17 protein-coding genes are annotated in these 15,316 nt (G+C 69.0%); 6 read left to right on the top strand and 11 right to left on the bottom strand.

The annotated features are described in order from the left end of the window. Positions 1-36 precede the first annotated feature (36 nt). Positions 37-903: a phenylalanine 4-monooxygenase gene (phhA, locus tag J7500_RS01435; protein ID WP_294059350.1), complete on the bottom strand. Its 867-nt coding sequence runs from the start codon at positions 901-903 to the stop codon at positions 37-39. 47 nt (positions 904-950) lie between these two features. Here phhA and J7500_RS01430 point away from each other — a divergent pair, with 47 nt between their 5' ends. Next, a complete protein-coding gene (locus tag J7500_RS01430) occupies positions 951-1,595 on the top strand; it encodes a TIGR02117 family protein (RefSeq protein WP_294059348.1) in 645 nt (214 codons plus the stop codon). Beyond that, positions 1,586-2,332 (top strand): alpha/beta fold hydrolase, encoded by a 747-nt coding sequence (locus J7500_RS01425; RefSeq protein WP_294059346.1) that lies wholly within the window; start codon positions 1,586-1,588, stop codon positions 2,330-2,332. Before J7500_RS01430 ends, J7500_RS01425 begins: the two co-directional genes overlap by 10 nt. On the opposite strand, the gene J7500_RS01420 is transcribed toward J7500_RS01425, so the two are convergent. After that, on the bottom strand, positions 2,308-2,592 hold the full coding sequence (locus J7500_RS01420; RefSeq protein WP_294059344.1) for a hypothetical protein: 285 nt from the start codon (positions 2,590-2,592) through the stop codon (positions 2,308-2,310). The genes J7500_RS01425 and J7500_RS01420 overlap by 25 nt on opposite strands. A gap of 11 nt (positions 2,593-2,603) precedes the next feature. Next, entirely contained in the window at positions 2,604-3,602 is a 999-nt protein-coding gene (locus J7500_RS01415; RefSeq protein ID WP_294059342.1) for a glycerophosphodiester phosphodiesterase, read from the bottom strand. Between the two features lie 124 nt (positions 3,603-3,726). Between J7500_RS01415 and J7500_RS01410 the strand changes: the two genes are divergently transcribed. Together J7500_RS01410 and J7500_RS01405 are read left to right on the top strand one after the other, a co-directional pair. Further along, a complete protein-coding gene (locus J7500_RS01410; protein WP_294059340.1) occupies positions 3,727-4,641 on the top strand; it encodes an XdhC family protein in 915 nt (304 codons plus the stop codon). After that, positions 4,628-5,224, top strand: coding sequence for a nucleotidyltransferase family protein (locus J7500_RS01405; protein ID WP_294059338.1), 597 nt, complete (start codon positions 4,628-4,630; stop codon positions 5,222-5,224). The genes J7500_RS01410 and J7500_RS01405 overlap by 14 nt, the downstream gene beginning before the upstream one ends. 3 nt (positions 5,225-5,227) lie before the next feature. Here the strand turns inward: J7500_RS01405 and J7500_RS01400 are convergent, their stop codons facing one another. The 4 genes from J7500_RS01400 to J7500_RS01385 are packed head-to-tail and all read right to left on the bottom strand — an operon-like array spanning position 5,228 to position 10,057. Further along, on the bottom strand, positions 5,228-6,433 hold the full coding sequence (locus J7500_RS01400) for an ABC transporter permease (RefSeq protein ID WP_294059337.1): 1,206 nt from the start codon (positions 6,431-6,433) through the stop codon (positions 5,228-5,230). A 1-nt stretch (position 6,434) separates the two neighbouring features. Then, on the bottom strand, positions 6,435-7,154 hold the full coding sequence (locus J7500_RS01395) for an ABC transporter ATP-binding protein (RefSeq protein ID WP_294059335.1): 720 nt from the start codon (positions 7,152-7,154) through the stop codon (positions 6,435-6,437). Continuing rightward, positions 7,144-8,619: an efflux RND transporter periplasmic adaptor subunit gene (locus tag J7500_RS01390; RefSeq protein ID WP_294059333.1), complete on the bottom strand. Its 1,476-nt coding sequence runs from the start codon at positions 8,617-8,619 to the stop codon at positions 7,144-7,146. The genes J7500_RS01395 and J7500_RS01390 overlap by 11 nt, the downstream gene beginning before the upstream one ends. Next, positions 8,609-10,057 (bottom strand): efflux transporter outer membrane subunit, encoded by a 1,449-nt coding sequence (locus J7500_RS01385; RefSeq protein WP_294059331.1) that lies wholly within the window; start codon positions 10,055-10,057, stop codon positions 8,609-8,611. The genes J7500_RS01390 and J7500_RS01385 overlap by 11 nt, the downstream gene beginning before the upstream one ends. Before the next feature lie 128 nt (positions 10,058-10,185). Between J7500_RS01385 and acs the strand changes: the two genes are divergently transcribed. After that, on the top strand, positions 10,186-12,123 hold the full coding sequence (acs, locus tag J7500_RS01380; protein ID WP_294059329.1) for an acetate--CoA ligase: 1,938 nt from the start codon (positions 10,186-10,188) through the stop codon (positions 12,121-12,123). 148 nt (positions 12,124-12,271) lie between these two features. Here the strand turns inward: acs and J7500_RS01375 are convergent, their stop codons facing one another. The 4 genes from J7500_RS01375 to J7500_RS01360 all read right to left on the bottom strand — a co-directional run bounded on the left by J7500_RS01375 (position 12,272) and on the right by J7500_RS01360 (position 14,522). Next, the gene (locus J7500_RS01375) at positions 12,272-12,472 is read right to left on the bottom strand and encodes a hypothetical protein (RefSeq protein ID WP_294059328.1); all 201 of its coding nucleotides are present in this window, start codon (positions 12,470-12,472) and stop codon (positions 12,272-12,274) included. A gap of 56 nt (positions 12,473-12,528) precedes the next feature. After that, positions 12,529-12,741 carry a cold-shock protein gene (locus J7500_RS01370; protein ID WP_294059327.1) on the bottom strand — a complete coding sequence of 71 codons (213 nt, stop codon included), beginning with the start codon at positions 12,739-12,741 and terminating at the stop codon, positions 12,529-12,531. A gap of 184 nt (positions 12,742-12,925) precedes the next feature. Next, on the bottom strand, positions 12,926-13,120 hold the full coding sequence (locus J7500_RS01365) for a hypothetical protein (protein ID WP_294059325.1): 195 nt from the start codon (positions 13,118-13,120) through the stop codon (positions 12,926-12,928). A 244-nt stretch (positions 13,121-13,364) separates the two neighbouring features. Then, a complete protein-coding gene (locus J7500_RS01360; RefSeq protein ID WP_294059324.1) occupies positions 13,365-14,522 on the bottom strand; it encodes a hypothetical protein in 1,158 nt (385 codons plus the stop codon). A gap of 519 nt (positions 14,523-15,041) precedes the next feature. Between J7500_RS01360 and J7500_RS01355 the strand changes: the two genes are divergently transcribed. Further along, complete coding sequence (locus J7500_RS01355) at positions 15,042-15,275, top strand: DUF433 domain-containing protein (protein WP_294059323.1); 234 nt, start codon at positions 15,042-15,044, stop codon at positions 15,273-15,275. Positions 15,276-15,316 lie beyond the last annotated feature (41 nt).

Raw genomic sequence — 15,316 nt, 5'->3', positions numbered from 1 at the left:
GGGTCCCCGCCTGCGCGGGGATGACGGTTTGCAGCTTCACGCCTTCGCGTTGGCATATTCCTGCGTGCCGCGGGTGATCACGTCGTCCTCGGGCAGGATCGTCGCGACGGGGATGTCCGGGAGTTGGAGCAACTCCTCGTACAGCGGTGCGAAGTCGGTTTCGACCGTGGCGCGGAGCAGCGCGTCGAAGCTCGGGATGACGAAATAATTCTGCTGGAAGTCGTCGATCCGATACTCGGTGCGCATCACGCGCTTGAGGTCGAAGCGGATGCGGTTGGGGCTCGGGTCCTCGAGTGCGAAGCGGCTCTCGGCCGAGCTCGACACGATGCCCGATCCGTAGATGCGCAGGTCCCCGGCTTCCTCGATCAGCCCGAACTCGACCGTGTACCAATAGAGCCGGCCGAGCTGCTTGAGCGCGCCCAACTCCATCGCGCGAACGCCGCCGCGGCCATAGGCCTCGAGATAGTCGGCGAACACCGGATCGGCGAGCATCGGCACATGGCCGAAGACATCGTGGAAGACGTCGGGCTCCTGGATATAGTCGAGCTGGTCGCGGCGGCGGATGAAATTGCCCGCGACGAAGCGGCGGTTGGCCATATGGTCGAAGAACACGTCGTCGGGGACGAGCCCCGGCACCGCCACCACCTGCCAGCCGGTGAGCTGCATCAGCCGCTCCGACAGCTCCTCGAAATTGGGGATGCCCGACTCGGAGAGGCGCAGCGCGTGGAGGCCGTTGAGATAGGCTTGCGCGGCGCGGCCGGGGAGCAGCTTCGCCTGGCGCTCGAAGAGCAGGTCCCAGGTGGCGTGTTCCTCGGGCGTATAGGCGCTCCAGTTCTGCGGTATCGTCCAGTCGGGTGCGGCGCCCTCCGGGGGGCGATCCAGCACATGCGTTTGCTCTGCCATGGATATGGCATAGCATGGGCGGCGAAGCGCCGAAACGGGAGGCCGGATTGATCCGAATTCTCAAGCGGATGGGGCTGGGACTCCTCGGGCTCGTGCTCCTCTATCTGGGGGCGGGCACGGTGGGCGGCGCGATTCCGGTGAACCACGGCTGGCGCAGCGGCGATGCCGGCGTGCGCATCTATGTGATCGACAACGGCATCCATACCGACCTGGTGCTGCCGATGTTCGCCGAGCCCGACGGCTGGTCGAACCTCGTGCGGCCGCAGGACTTCGCCGATTCGACGACTGCGACGGCGACGCATCTTTCCTTCGGATGGGGCGACCGCGACTTCTACCTCAACACGCCGACCTGGTGGGACCTGAACCCGATCCGCGTCGTCAAGGCGATGGTCGGGGTGGGCGAGACGGTGGTGCATGTCGAGCGGATGTACGAGCCTCGGCCCGGCCGGAACGTTCGCGCGGTGACGCTGCGGCCCGAGGAATATGCCCGGCTCGCCGCCTTCATCCGCGCGACCTTCGGCGAGGGGGAGCCGGTGCGCGGCTATGGCGGCAGCGACGTCTTCTATCCCGGCACCGGCAACTACAATATGTTCAACACCTGCAACAACTGGACCGGCGCCGGGCTGCGCAAGGCGGGGGTGAAGATGGGTATCTGGACGCCTTTCACCTTCGGCGTGATGAAATGGCTCTGAAGCCCGCGATTCCGCCCTCGGCCGACGTTCCGCCGCCGCGGAGCGCGCTGCTCTCCGAATGGCCGCGCGCGGCATGGGGACTGGCGCGGCTCGCGGCCGAGTGGCGGCACTTGCCGCAGGGGCCGCGGGGTGACGGGCGGCCGGTGATGCTGCTGCCCGGGCTGTTCAACTCCGATCGTTCGAACCTGGTGCTGCGCGCCTATCTGCGACGGCTCGGCTATCGGCCCTATGGCTGGTCGCTGGGGCGCAACTTCGGCGTGCGCGCGACAGGCCCCGAGGCCGAGCGGCTGGTCGAGCGGATCGTGGCGATCCGGGCCGAGACGGGGCAGAAAGTGACTCTGGTCGGCGTGTCGCTGGGCGGGATCATGGCGCGACTGGTGGCGCAGCGGCACCCCGAGCTGGTGCGCGAAGTGATCACGGTCAGCTCGCCCTTCGCCGGCCCGCCGACTGCGACCAATGTCTGGCGTCAGTTCGAGTGGCTGACGGGCGAGAAGATCGGAGATCCGCAAGTGAAGGCGCGGCTGGCCGAGGCGGCGCGGCCGCTGCCGGTACCCGCGACGGCGATCTGGAGCCGCAGCGACGGACTGGTGAACGGCCTGATCTGCCGCGAAGGCGAGGGCTCCGCCTGCCGCGACATCGAGATCAGCAGCAGCCATTTGTTCGTGCAGATGCGGCCCGAGACGCTGCGCGCGGTGGCGCAGGTGCTGGGCGCTCAGTCCGGGTTGGACGCGCGATAGCCGTCATAGTCGCCGCAGCTCTCGGGATGCTTGCGGCATTCCTTTTCGTGCGCGCGGCGCTCCTTGCCCTCGCGCGCTTCCTTCTCGCGCATTTTGCGGCCGTAGTTGCGGTCCGATTCCTCTTGGCTCGTCGTGGACCAGTCGACCACCTGGCTGCCGGCCTTCACCGGGAGGGTCGCCACGTCCCAGGCGGTCTTGGCGAGGCAGCCGCCCGTCAGCAACGGCAGGGCGGCGACGAACGGAAGAAGCAGCTTACGCATCAGAATACCCTTTAGTCGGCGGGCGCCGGGGAGGCCGATGCGCGCGCGGAAACGCCAATATATGGGTAATCGCTGAAGAAGCCATCTATGCCTAATCCGATGAAATACCGGATTTCTTCGGCGAGCCGACCATGTTCGGCCGGATTCGTGCCATTGCGGAAGGCGGGCGAGAGGAAGAAGTTCTCGGCGCGGAAGGTCCAGGGGTGGACCTTGAGCCCCGCGGCATGCGCATCGGCGATCAGGCTGGTGGGGGTGCCCGAGGAAGGCAGGATCATCGCGCGCTCGGGGCCGATGCCATAGGCGTAGCGCGCCACCTCGCGCAGCCCTTCGGGGGTCGCCATTGCGGCATAGCTGGGCGCGGCATGGTCGGCCGGGCCGCCGCTCGCCGACATGAGCTGGATCAGGCGCACGTGCGTCATCGTCTTGAGCTGCTTGAGGTTGTTCACCTCGAACGACTGGATGAAGACCGGCGCGTCGGCGCGATCCCAGCCCACGGCCTTGAGCTTGTCGACCAGCCGTGCCTCGAGCGGCATGCCGATCGAGGCGAAATAGCTGGGGTGCTTGGTCTCGGGATAGATGCCGATGGTGCGCCCGGTCGCCCTGGACGCGCGCTTGGCGAGCGCGATGACTTCGTCGAAGGTCGGGATCTCGGCCTGACCGTCGAAGCGGGTGTTGCCGGGGCGGAGCTGGGGCAGCCGCTCGCGGGCGCGCAGCGTCTTCAGCTCGGCGAGCGTGAAATCCTCGGTGAACCAGCCGGTGACCTGCTCGCCGTCGATCGTCTTGGTCGTCTTCCGGTCCGCGAACTCCGGGTGCGCGGCGACGTTGGTCGTCCCCGAGATCTCGTTCTCGTGCCGCGCGACGAGCACGCCGTCCTTGGTCGGGACGAGATCGGGCTCGATGAAGTCGGCGCCCTGCTCGATCGCCAGCTCGTAGGAAAGCAGCGTATGCTCGGGGCGTTCGCCGCTGGCACCGCGGTGCGCGATGACGATGAGGGGAGAATGGACGGGCATGGTGCGTTCTCGCACGCCGGCGCATCCCTGCGCCAGCAACATCAGGGCGATCAGCAAGCTTCTTGTGGCGAGTTTCGGCATAGGGCAGGCGTCTAGGGGGCGTATGTGACGGAAACGAGACGAAATGTCGGGCAATGACGGAGTGCTGGCGGCGGCGCAGGCGTGGAAGGGTGCGCCGATGGCGCTCGCCACGGTGGTGTCGACCTGGGGCTCGGCGCCGCGGCCGCGCGGGAGCCATATGCTCGTCCATGCCGATGGGCGGTTCGAGGGATCGGTGTCCGGCGGGTGCGTCGAGACCGATATTTTGACGACGGCGGCGGACGTGATCGCCGGCGCGCCCGCGGTGGTGAAGCGCTACGGCGTCGCCGATGCGGCCGCCTGGGAAGTGGGGCTGCCGTGCGGCGGCGAGATCGCGGTGCTGGTGCAGCCGGTATCGGCCGAGGGCTTCCATCCGCAGCTGTTCGAGGCGATCGCTGCGGCGCGGGCGGCGGGCCATGCTTTCGACGTGGCGACCGACTTCGCCACGGGGCGGAGCGCGCCGGGCAGCGAGGGGGACTTCGTCAATCGCTACGATCCGCCGCACCGGCTGATGATCGTCGGCGCGGTGCAGATCGCCCAGGCGCTTGCCGGGCTCGCGCGCGAGCTGGGCATCCGCACGCATGTGATCGACCCGCGCGGTCGCTTCCTCACCGAGGAGCGCTTTCCCGGCGTAACGCTCGACGATCGTTGGCCGGACGAGGCCGTGACGGCGCTGCGGCCCGATCCGGCGACGGCCGTGGTGACGCTGAGCCACGACCCCAAGATCGACGATGCCGCGCTGATCGCCGCGCTCGCACATCCCACCGGCTATGTCGCCGCGCTCGGCTCGCGCCGCAGCCATGCCGCGCGGCTGGAGCGGCTTGCGGCGGCAGGCGTTTCAGCCGAGAGTCTGGGGCGGATCGAAGGGCCGGCCGGGCTCGACATCGGTGCGATCGGACCTGCCGAGATTGCGTTGTCGATCGCGGCGTCGATGGTGCGGAGCTTTCATGATCAAGCCTAGACAGGTCGCCCTCATCCTGCTCGCAGCGGGACGGTCGCGGCGATTCAACGATGGGGACAAGCTGGCCGAGCCGTTCCTCGACAAGCCGCTGGCCTTTCACGTCGTGACGGCGCTCGAAAAGATCCCCTTCCTGGCGCGGATCGCAGTGGTCTCGAACACGGTGCTGGACTTTGCCGCGCTCGGCTATGAAGTGGTGCGCAACCCGGATCCCTCGCTCGGCCAGGCACGATCGCTGTGTCACGGAGTCGAGGCGGCGCGCGAGGTGGGCGCCGATGCAGTGCTGATCGCGCTGGCGGACATGCCGCGCGTCACGGCGGCGCACATCTATCGCATGTTCGATGCGGCGAACGGCACCGCGACGGTGGTCGCGTCGAGCAACGGCGTGCACCCGACGCCGCCGGCGCTGATCGGGAGCGACCATTATGACGCGCTGCTCGCGCTCGAAGGCGATGAAGGCGCACGCGAGCTGATCCTCGCCGGGCGGCACGTGGTCACCAGCCCCGCCGAGCTGGTCGATATCGACACGCAGGAGGACCTCGCCGAGCTGCGCGCGCTCTACGGGCTGCCGACCGACGGCAAGTAGTTCCTACTCGTGCCGGAGGGCGTCGATCGGGTTGAGCCCGGCGGCGCGGCGGGCGGGGAAATAGCCGAACACGACGCCGATCAGCGCCGAGACCAGGAAGGCGATGACGTTGATCTGCGGCTCGAACATCCATTGCACCTGCATCAGCGGTGCGAGGATCACGACCACGAGCTGGGCAACCACCAGCCCGATAATCCCGCCGAGGCACGAGAGCACCACTGCCTCCATCAGGAACTGCATCAGCACCTCGCTCGCGACTGCGCCAATTGCGAGGCGGATGCCGATCTCGCGCGTGCGCTCGGTGACCGAGACGAGCATGATGTTCATGATGCCGATGCCGCCGACGACGAGGCTGATCGCGGCGACGGCAGTGACGATCTGGGTGAGCAGCGTGGTGACGCCGGTGAGCGCCTGGCTGATCTGGGCAGTGTCGAAGATGTTGAAGTCGTCTTCCTTGCCCCCCGCGATCCGGCGGCGCTCGCGCAGCACCTGCTTGATCGATTCCTGCACCTGGGCGGTGTCGTAGCTGGGATCGACGCCGACCAGCATCAGGCGAATGTCGCGGTTGCCGGTAAAGCGGCGCTGGACCTGCTTGATCGGCATGATGACGACGTCGTCTTGGTCGCCGAAGCCGCCCTGGCCGCGAGTCGAGAGCGCGCCGATCACGTCGCACGAGATGCCGTTGATGCGGATGCGCGCGCCCACCGCCTCGCCGCCGCGGAAGAGGTTGGTGCGCACGGTGTTGCCGATGATGCACACCGCCTTGCCCGCGAGCTCCTCCTGCCGCGAGAAGGTACGGCCCGAGACGAGCGGCCACGGCTGGACCTGGAAGAAGGCATTGGTGGTGCCGTTGATCGTCGTCGACCAGTTGGCGCCCTGGTAGATGGCAGTGCCGGTCGATTGCGCCTGGGGCGCGACGGCAGTGACGCCGGCCACCTGCCGCGCGACTGCGTCGACGTCCTCCTGCTTGAAGTCGGGCGGGCGCGGCCCGCCGCCGCCGCGGCCGAAGCCCTGGCCGGGGCGGACCTGGAGGATGTTGGTGCCCAGCGCCGCGACCTGCTGCTGCGCGGCGACGGTGGTCGCCCGGCCCAGCGTCACCATCGCCACCACTGCGGCGACACCGATGATGATGCCGAGCGTGGTCAGGAACGACCGCAGCTTGTGCCGCAGGATCGAACGGATCGCGAGCATGAAGGTGGTGCCGAGCATGCTAGGCCACCACCTCGCCGCGGGCGTGGTTGGTGTCGACGCGTTCGACCAGCCCGTCGCGGAAATGGACGATGGTGTGCGCGAACGCGGCCATGTCGGGTTCGTGCGTGACCATCAGCACGGTGATGCCGCTCTCCTTGTTGAGGCCGGAGAGCAGCTCCATGATCTCGATCGAGCGGGCGGTGTCGAGGTTGCCCGTCGGCTCGTCGGCAAGCAGCACGTCGGGATTGGTGACGATCGCGCGGGCGATCGCGACGCGCTGCTGCTGGCCGCCCGAGAGCTCGCCGGGAGTATGGTCCCACCATTCCTTGAGCCCGACCTTGTCGAGTGCGGCCATCGCCGTCTCGCGGCGCTCGGCGCGGGGATCGCCGCGATAAAGCAGCGGGAGCTCGACATTCTCGAGCGCAGAGGTGCGCGCGAGCAGGTTGAAGCCCTGGAAGACGAAGCCGAGATATTTGCGGCGGAGCAGCGCGCGCTGGTCGCGTTCGAGCCGCTCGACATGGACGCCCTTGAACAGGAATTCGCCGCCGGTCGGCACGTCGAGGCAGCCGAGGATGTTCATCGTCGTCGACTTGCCCGAGCCCGAGGGGCCCATGACCGCGACGAAATCGCCGGCGTGGATGTCGAGATCGACGCCTTTCAGCGCCTGGAACGCCGTAGGGCCCTCACCAAAGACCTTGGTGACGCCGCGGAGCTGGATGATGGGCGGTTCACTGGCCACGCGGGGCTCCCCCGCCGCCCTGACCGCCCGCGCCCTGGCCGCCGGCTGCGCCGCTTTGACCACCGGCGCCGCCGCCCGCGCCGCCCTGGCCGCCCGCGCCGCGCTGGCGACGCTGGCCCGAGCCGGTGCCGCGCTGGGTACCGCCTGCGGCGAGCTGGCCGGTGATAACCTTCATGCCAGGCTTGAGGTCGCCGCCGGTGATTTCGGTGACGGTGCCATTGGTGTCGCCGGTGGTGACCGCGACGGGCTTGGGCTGGCCGTCGTCGAGGACATAGACCTGCTGGGTGGCACCGCGCGCCACGGTAGCGGTCTTCTGGGCACCCTGATTGCCGCGCCGGCCCCGCGGGACGAGCGCGCCGGCGATCCCGCCGCCGCCCTGGCCGTTGGCCGCCTCGCCGTTCGCTGCCGGGCGGAAGCGGAGCGCTGCATTGGGGACGAGCAGGACGTTGGGCTTCGACTGGGTGATGATCTCCGCGGTCGCGGTCATGCCGGGACGCAGCTTCTGGTCGGCGTTCGAGACGCTGAGGATGGCGGCATAGGAGACGACCTGATTGGCCGTGGTCGCGGTGCTGCTCGCGGTGCTGCTCTGCGCCGAAAGGTTCGAGCCGAGGTCGACGCGGGTGATCGTCGCCGGGAAGGTCTCGCCGGGAAAGGCGTCGACGGTGAAGCTGGCGAGCTGGCCATCCTTGACCGAGCCGACGTCGGCCTCGTCGATCGCCACCTGGAGCTCCATCGCCGACAGGTCCTCGGCGATCACGAACAGCGTCGGCGTGTTGAACGAGGCGGCGACGGTCTGTCCCGGCTCGACCTGGCGGGCGAGCACCACGCCGTTGACGGGCGAGCGGATGACCGCCTTGAAGCGCTGCGTCTGGGCAGAGGAAAGTGCCGCGCGTGCGGACACGACATTGGCCTGGGCGGCGCGCAGCGAGGCAACCGCACGCTGCGCGGCGGCGCGGGCCTGCTCCATCTCGACCTTGGCGGGGACCCGTCCGCCCGAGAGGCGGCTGACTTCCTCGAGCCGGGCGAGCTGCGCGCGCGATTCGGCGACGGTCGCCTGAGCCTGGCCGACCTGCGCCTGATTGGCGTCGAGCGCCGCCTGGCTCTGGGCGATCTGGTCGTCGAGCCGCGAAGTATCGAGCACGGCGAGCGGCTGCCCCTTCACCACGCGATCGTTGACGTCGACGGTTACCGTCTCGACCAGGCCCGAAAGCTCGGAACCGACTTCGACTTGATTGGTGGGCGCGAGCTTTCCGGTGGCTGAGACGGTGACGGTCAGATTGCCGCGCTCGACTTCCTCGGTCGAATATTGCGTGGCCGTCGCCCCGCCGAACAGCACCCGCGAGAGCAGCAGCAGCGCGAGCAGCGCCACCACGCCGATGATGATCCACTTGAGCCAGCGCCGCCACCACGGCCGCGCCGGCGTGCCGAGGAAGTCGCTGAGATTGTTGTTCGGATCAGTTGCCATCGGCGGTGCTGCCTGCAGGGGTGGGGGCCGGATTGGGGGCCCGGGGAATGGTGTTGCTGTCCCAGCCGCCGCCGAGCGCGGCGTAAAGAGCGATCAGCGCGGTCGCTTCGTCCGACTGCGCCTGGACGATGCCGTTGCGCGCCGAGAGCAGCGCGCTTTCGGCCTGGTTGAGCGACAGGAAGTCGGTGAGGCCCGAGCGATATTGCATCCGCGCGAGGATCGCCTGGTTGTTCGCCGCCTCATAGGCGATACGGAACTGCGCCTCGCGCTGGTGCGCAGCGTTGAGGTCGACGATCGCGTTCTCGATGTCCTCGAGCGCGGTCAGCACGGTCTGCTTGTAGCCGAGAAAGGCACCGTCGGCGGCGGCCTGGGCCGAACGGACCTGGCTGCGGGTGCGGCCCGCGTCGAAGATCGTCTGGGCGATGTTGGCGAACAGCCGCCCGGTGATCGCGTCGAAGATCGCGTCGAGCGCGCTGGCGCCGGCATCGATGCTGCCCCCGATGCCGAGCGAGGGATAGAGCTGCGCCGTGGCGACGCCGATCCGCGCGGTGGCGGAGGCGAGGTTGCGCTCGGCGGCGCGGATGTCGGGGCGCTGGCGCAGCGCCTCGGCCGGGATGCCGGTGGCGACGCTGGCGGGGCCGCGGGGGATCGGCCTGGCCGCGGCGAGCTCGGCCTTGAGCGCGCCGGGCGCCTGGCCGGTGAGAACACCGAGGCGCGAGACGAAGCCGTTGTAATTGGCCTCTAGCGAGGGAATCGAGGCGGCGGTCTGCGCCCGCGAGGCGCGCGCCTGCTCGGCGTCGATCGACGAGACCAGCCCCGCCTGGACGCGCCACTGGGCGATCTGGAGGTTGTCGTCCTGGATCGCCAGCGACTCGCGCGCATTGGCGAGCTGGGCCTGCGTGGCGCGGGCGAGGACATAGTTGCGCGCCGTCTCCGCCTCGATCGAGAGCAGCACGGTGGCATAGTCGTAGCCCGTGGCTTCGTAATCGGCGCGCGCCGCTTCTACGCCCCGGCGCACCCCGCCGAACAGGTCGACCTGATAATTGGCGTCCGCGCCGATCGAGAAATTGTCGCTGCCCCCGCCCGAGCCGGTGATCCGCTGGCTGCGCGAATAGCCACCCGACGCGCTGACGCTGGGGAAGAGGTCCGATCGCTGCTGGATCAGCGACTCGCGCGCCTGGCGCAGCCGGACGACAGCCTGGGCGAGATCGAGGTTGGCGGCCTGGGCGCGCTCGATCAGCGAGCCGAGGGTCGGGTCGTCGAACTTGTTCCACCAGCGTGTCAGGTCTTCGCGCGCACGCTGGTCGGCGGGGACCGAATAGGCGGCCGGCACGCCCAGCTCGGCGGGGCTGCGGGGGCGGTAGTCGGGCCCGCTCGTACAGGCTGCGAGCAGCAGCAGCGGGAGCGGGACGCTCAGAGTCAGCGCGCTTCGGGCCATGACGTGCAAGATGATTCGGATAGGCAACGAGTTCCATCGAAATTTTGTCGCAACTTGTAACGCAGGCGTTCCACCGGCCTTGCGGAGCCCCCGCCGGCGCTCCTAGAAACCGCCGCGAGGAGAGCGCGATGTCCGACAGCCTGTACCCCGTTCCCGAGCAATGGGCCCGCGAGGCCCGAGTGGATGCGGAGGGCTATGCCAGGCTGCATGGGCGCAGCATCGCCGATCCGGGGAGCTTCTGGCTGGAGCAGGCGCGGCGGCTCGACTGGATCAAGCGGCCGGAGATGGCTGGCGACTGGTCGTTCGACGAGCGCGATTTCCACATCAACTGGTTCGCCGACGGCAGGCTCAACGTCGCCGCCAATTGCATCGACCGGCACCTCGCGAGCCGCGGCAACGACACTGCGATCCTGTGGGAGCCCGACGAACCTGGCGAGGCGCCGAAGCGCTACACCTATCTCCAGCTCCACCAGGAAGTGTGCCGCTTCGCTAATGTGCTCAGGGCCGAGGGCGTGGCCAAGGGCGACCGGGTGACCATCTACATGCCGATGATCCCCGAGGCGGCGTTCGCGATGCTCGCCTGCGCGCGGATCGGCGCGATCCATTCGGTGGTGTTCGGCGGCTTCTCGCCCGACAGCCTGGCCAACCGCATCACCGACTGCGACTCCGCGGTGGTGATCACCGCCGACGAGGGGCGGCGCGGCGGCAAGCGCGTGCCGCTCAAGGCCAATGTCGACATCGCCGCTTCGCATGCGCCTGCGCTCCGCAAGGTCGTCGTCGTCAAGGCGACCGGGGGCGAAGTGGCGATGCAGCCCGGCCGCGACGTCTGGTACCACGAAGCGGCCGCTCAGGTCTCGGCCGATTGCCCCGCCGAGCCGATGGGGGCGGAGGACCCGCTGTTCATCCTCTATACCTCGGGCTCGACCGGCAAGCCCAAGGGCGTGCTGCACAGCTCGGGGGGCTATCTGCTCTGGGCGGCGCTCACCCATGAGCTGGTCTTCGACTACCGGCCGGGCCAGGTCTATTGGTGCGCGGCCGACATCGGCTGGGTCACCGGGCACAGCTATATCGTCTACGGCCCGCTGGCGAACGGCGCGACGACGCTGATGTTCGAGGGCGTGCCCAACTGGCCCGACGCGAGCCGTATCTGGCAGGTGGTCGACCGGCATCAGGTCGAGATCCTCTACACCGCCCCCACGGCGCTGCGCGCGCTGATGCGGGAGGGGGACGAATTCGTCGCCGCCACCAGCCGCAAGTCGCTCAAGCTGCTCGGCACGGTCGGCGAGCCGATCAACCCGGAGGCGTGGCGCTGGTACCATGAAATCGTTGGCGAGGGGCGCTGCCCGATCGTCGACACTTGGTGGCAGACCGAGACCGGCGGGCACATGATCACGCCGCTGCCCGGCGCGACTGCGCTCAAGCCCGGATCGGCGACGGTGCCCTTCCCGGGAGTCGATCCGCAGATCGTCGACAGCGAGGGCAATGTCCTCCACGGCGCGACCGAGGGGAACCTGGTCATCGCACGGAGCTGGCCGGGGCAGATGCGCACCGTCTGGGGCGACCACCACCGCTTCTTCCAGACCTATTTCACCACCTATCCGGGAAAATATTTCACCGGCGACGGCTGCCGCCGCGACGAGGACGGCTATTACTGGATCACCGGCCGGGTCGACGACGTGATCAACGTCTCGGGCCACCGCATGGGCACCGCCGAGGTCGAGAGCGCGCTGGTGCTCCATCCCAAGGTGGCCGAGGCGGCGGTGGTCGGCATGCCGCACGACATCAAGGGGCAGGGCATCTACGCGTATGTGACGCTCAACAGCGGCGTGACTGCCGACGAGGGGCTGGGCAAGGAACTGCGCGACTGGGTGCGCCAGGAGATCGGGCCGATCGCCACGCCCGACGCGATCCAGTTCGCGCCGGGGCTGCCCAAGACCCGCTCGGGCAAGATCATGCGGCGGATCCTGCGCAAGATCGCGGAGGGGGACGTCTCGAGCCTGGGCGATACGTCGACGCTGGCCGATCCGGCGGTGGTCGACGACCTGGTCGCCAACCGCGTCGGCTAGCGGCGCGGGCGGCGGAAGGCGAGGATCTGGCGGCGGCCGCGGTAATGGGTGCGGTGCGAGCGGCGCGACTCACGGCGCCGCAGCGCGACCACGCTGATCGTGATCGACACCGCGGCGACGAGCACCGCCGTCAGGCCGAGCGCGGGGATCAGGCGGGAGCCGACGCCGCGGTCGCGGCGCCTTCGCGGATCGCGCGGGCGCGCTCGGTGCGTTCGCTGCGGTCGGCCATCTGGAGCCAGGCTTCGGCGGCGCGCAGGTTGCGCTCGCGGACGTTGTTGAGCGTCGAGGCATCCGCATCGGCCTGCGCCTTGGCGGCATATTCGCGATAGGATTCGGCGAGCTTCGTCATCTGCGTCTCCCTGGCAAGGAAAAGGGCGACGCCCGGTGGCGCCGCCCTTCGTTATGTTATTCGGCCTGGAGGTTGACCGCGGCCATCTTGCCGCGCTTGTCCGCCTCGAGGTCGTAGCTGACACGCTGGTTCTGATCGAGCGTGCGCAGGCCTGCGCGCTCGACCGCGGTGATGTGGACGAACGCGTCCTGACCGCCGTTGTCGGGGGCAATGAAGCCATAGCCCTTGTCGGCGTTGAAGAACTTAACGGTGCCCTGGATGGAGCTCATGGATATCTTCCTTCAATGATCGGCGCGCCCAAGTGCGGGCGAACCTCGTGCTGCCGAGGCGAGGAGAAGGAAGAAGGAGCCGCAAAGCGCCAAAGACCGTCTGATTGCGACTGTAGCCCGCGCAATGTGGGGGCACGGGCCCCCATGCGCAAGGCGACGGCCGCTTCTCGAGGAGAGGACGCGATCAGCCGAGCACCTCGCGCACTGCGGCGCGGGCGACGGCGCGGGCACGCGCCGGCTGCGACTGATCGACGGGAAAGAGCCGCCGGTGGAGCGGCACGATGGCCTTGGCGGCCTTGTTCCTGGCCTTGCCGGCAGCGCGCGGCTGACGGGCACGGCGAGTGATCTGGGTTTCGTGGATCTGCGTGAAGAAGTTCATTTATTTCCTGTTTCTGTTCTCGTTGTAGTGCCGCCGCGGCGCGGGATGCGTGCCGGCGGGCGACGGAATGCCGCTCCCTTTGGATGCACGACGGCCGCCGGACGGCGCCGGCCATGCAGAGAGCGAAATGAAGCTGGGGGCGCAAAGGTTCCCGCGACGTGCGGGGGAACGACGGGCCGGTGCGGCCGGCGCCCTGCTGAAAGCCCATGTGGGGAGCCGGTGCGCGATCCGCAAGGCCAGCGGCTCATGGCGCAGGGGCTGGCGGATCGCACGCACCGGCGGGCTCTGCCTCGCCGGAGCCGCCGCCCCCGCCGGCGGCCTCCCGCGCCCGCGCCGCGAACCAGGCGTCGCGCTCCTCCGCTCCGGCCCGGTGCAACGCCGCCGTGTCCTGCTCGCAGATCGTTTCGATCAGGGCATGTTCGGCCGCGGTGAGCGTGCGGCTGTAGTCGTCGTCGCCATAGGCGCCGTCCTCGCTGCCGGCGAAACCCTCGGGCGGGGCGAAGCGCGTGCGCCAATCCTTGTCCTGCGGGTCCCACCAGACGGGATTGCCGGCGTGCCCCGGCTCGAGGCTTGCGCCGCCGCCGGCGGTTGACTCCGCTTGACTCGATTCGCGGGTCTCGGCGGGCGCGAGGGCGACCAGCCCGGCGGCTTCGGCGCGCAGCCATTGCTCGCTGCTCCAATGCTCGCGCGCGGCGGGATCGAGGTCCGACGTGTCGAGCGGCTCGGCGATATCGCTGTGCGTTCGCAGCCAGCGATCGGCGCGGGCGAGCGCGCGGATCGGCGCGAGATCGTCCTCGCCGGCGGGCTCGACCCGCGCGCCCAGGAACACGCCCGCGCGCGCCGGCCCGGCATCGCGGCCGACCAGATCGAGATATTGCGCGAAATCGGTGGCGACCAGCCGCGCCGCCGCGGCCGTGCCGGGCGCCTTCGCACCATCAGCCATGCGATCGAGCCGGTTGAGCATCGCGAGCGCGAGGCGATTGTCCTGGCGGTGGCGCGTGACGATGCGGCCGTTATCGTCGGTGGTGCTATCGTGCGTGCCCTGGAAGGCGCGCTCCATCAGCTCGTCGGCCAGCGCCGCGCGCGAGACGAGCACCGCCGCATCCCATCCGAGCGCGAAGCCGGCGCCGCGCGCCGAATGGCGCAGCGCATAGGCGGACTGTTTCGAAAGGCCGACGATCGCGCAGGCCTGCGACACGGTGCGTCCTTCGGACAGCGCCTCGAGGAAGATGCGCTGCCGCGCCGGGATCCAGCCCTCGTGCCGCGTGGCGCCGGGGGCGGGGCGGAAGCCGTGATAGGCGGCATGATCGAAGGTGGCGGGATCGAAGGGCGGGTAATCGGTGACGATCTCGGCGGTGATTCCGGCTGCGATCTCGCTTGTGGTTCCGGTCTGCGCGTTCATGGCTGTGGTCCTCCCGTCTCGCGTCGAGGACCATTCAGATATGCCGGAACGGGGGCTGTAGGAAAGTGAAAAGTTCTGTGTTTGTTCTTACGGTTATGGAGAGGGGCCGGGGAAGGAAGCGATTGGTTCACGCGGAGGCGCGGAGACGCGGAGGTGATTCGCGCAGAGGCGCAGAGGACGCGGAGGCCGTGGACTTGGCTGAGCGTTCCAGCGTCAGGCTGCCGGCGGTGACGATCACCAACTCGGCGCCGTGCGGGTGGACCTCCCACGAGTCCCAGCTCGCATCGAAGCTGTACTGCGACACCAGTCGCCCCTCGGCCCCGTCCGCGGCGTGGGGCTCGGCATACGCGGCGTACCATTCTGGGCCCGTGAACTCGGGCTCGGTCGACGCGCTGCCGCCGTGGCCGAAATGGGCGGGTTGGTGGGAAGGTGGGGCGTGCGGGAAGCTACGCGGCATGATCGCATGTGGCCAGCGGCGGAGAAGTTGCGATTTTCGCAGATTGCGCACATCTTGATGCGATGACGCTCGCCGGCTTTCCTCGGATTTCGGTGGACCCGCAGGTTTGCGGCGGTCGGCCCGTCGTCGCTGGAACACGCGTGCGGGTGACCGATGTGCTCGAGATGCTTGCCGGAGGCGCGAGCCCGGCCGAGATCGCGGCAGACTTCCCCTATCTCAGCGAGGATGATGTGCGCGCGGTGCTCGCCTATGCGGCGGCGCAGGCGGACCACCCGGTGGTGCTCGCCGCCGAATGAACTTTCGGGCGACACGCAATTGCCGCTTTATTTAGTGCGCT

The organism is Sphingomonas sp. (assembly GCF_017744835.1).
Classification (GTDB): Bacteria; Pseudomonadota; Alphaproteobacteria; order Sphingomonadales; family Sphingomonadaceae; genus Sphingomonas.
This window is presented reverse-complemented; position numbering and strand designations above follow the sequence as displayed.

Bases quoted from the DNA above. Each gene is read 5' to 3' on its own strand.
- J7500_RS01375 (WP_294059328.1), bottom strand. From the start codon at position 12,472: ATGACGAAGCTCGCCGAATCCTATCGCGAATATGCCGCCAAGGCGCAG.
- acs (WP_294059329.1), top strand. From the start codon at position 10,186: ATGTCCGACAGCCTGTACCCCGTTCCCGAGCAATGGGCCCGCGAGGCC.
- phhA (WP_294059350.1), bottom strand. From the start codon at position 903: ATGGCAGAGCAAACGCATGTGCTGGATCGCCCCCCGGAGGGCGCCGCA.
- J7500_RS01360 (WP_294059324.1), bottom strand. From the start codon at position 14,522: ATGAACGCGCAGACCGGAACCACAAGCGAGATCGCAGCCGGAATCACC.
- J7500_RS01410 (WP_294059340.1), top strand. From the start codon at position 3,727: ATGTCGGGCAATGACGGAGTGCTGGCGGCGGCGCAGGCGTGGAAGGGT.
- J7500_RS01400 (WP_294059337.1), bottom strand. From the start codon at position 6,433: ATGCTCGGCACCACCTTCATGCTCGCGATCCGTTCGATCCTGCGGCAC.
- J7500_RS01420 (WP_294059344.1), bottom strand. From the start codon at position 2,592: ATGCGTAAGCTGCTTCTTCCGTTCGTCGCCGCCCTGCCGTTGCTGACG.
- J7500_RS01405 (WP_294059338.1), top strand. From the start codon at position 4,628: ATGATCAAGCCTAGACAGGTCGCCCTCATCCTGCTCGCAGCGGGACGG.
- J7500_RS01390 (WP_294059333.1), bottom strand. From the start codon at position 8,619: ATGGCAACTGATCCGAACAACAATCTCAGCGACTTCCTCGGCACGCCG.
- J7500_RS01385 (WP_294059331.1), bottom strand. From the start codon at position 10,057: ATGGCCCGAAGCGCGCTGACTCTGAGCGTCCCGCTCCCGCTGCTGCTG.
- J7500_RS01415 (WP_294059342.1), bottom strand. From the start codon at position 3,602: ATGCCCGTCCATTCTCCCCTCATCGTCATCGCGCACCGCGGTGCCAGC.
- J7500_RS01365 (WP_294059325.1), bottom strand. From the start codon at position 13,120: ATGAACTTCTTCACGCAGATCCACGAAACCCAGATCACTCGCCGTGCC.
- J7500_RS01355 (WP_294059323.1), top strand. From the start codon at position 15,042: ATGACGCTCGCCGGCTTTCCTCGGATTTCGGTGGACCCGCAGGTTTGC.
- J7500_RS01425 (WP_294059346.1), top strand. From the start codon at position 1,586: ATGGCTCTGAAGCCCGCGATTCCGCCCTCGGCCGACGTTCCGCCGCCG.
- J7500_RS01370 (WP_294059327.1), bottom strand. From the start codon at position 12,741: ATGAGCTCCATCCAGGGCACCGTTAAGTTCTTCAACGCCGACAAGGGC.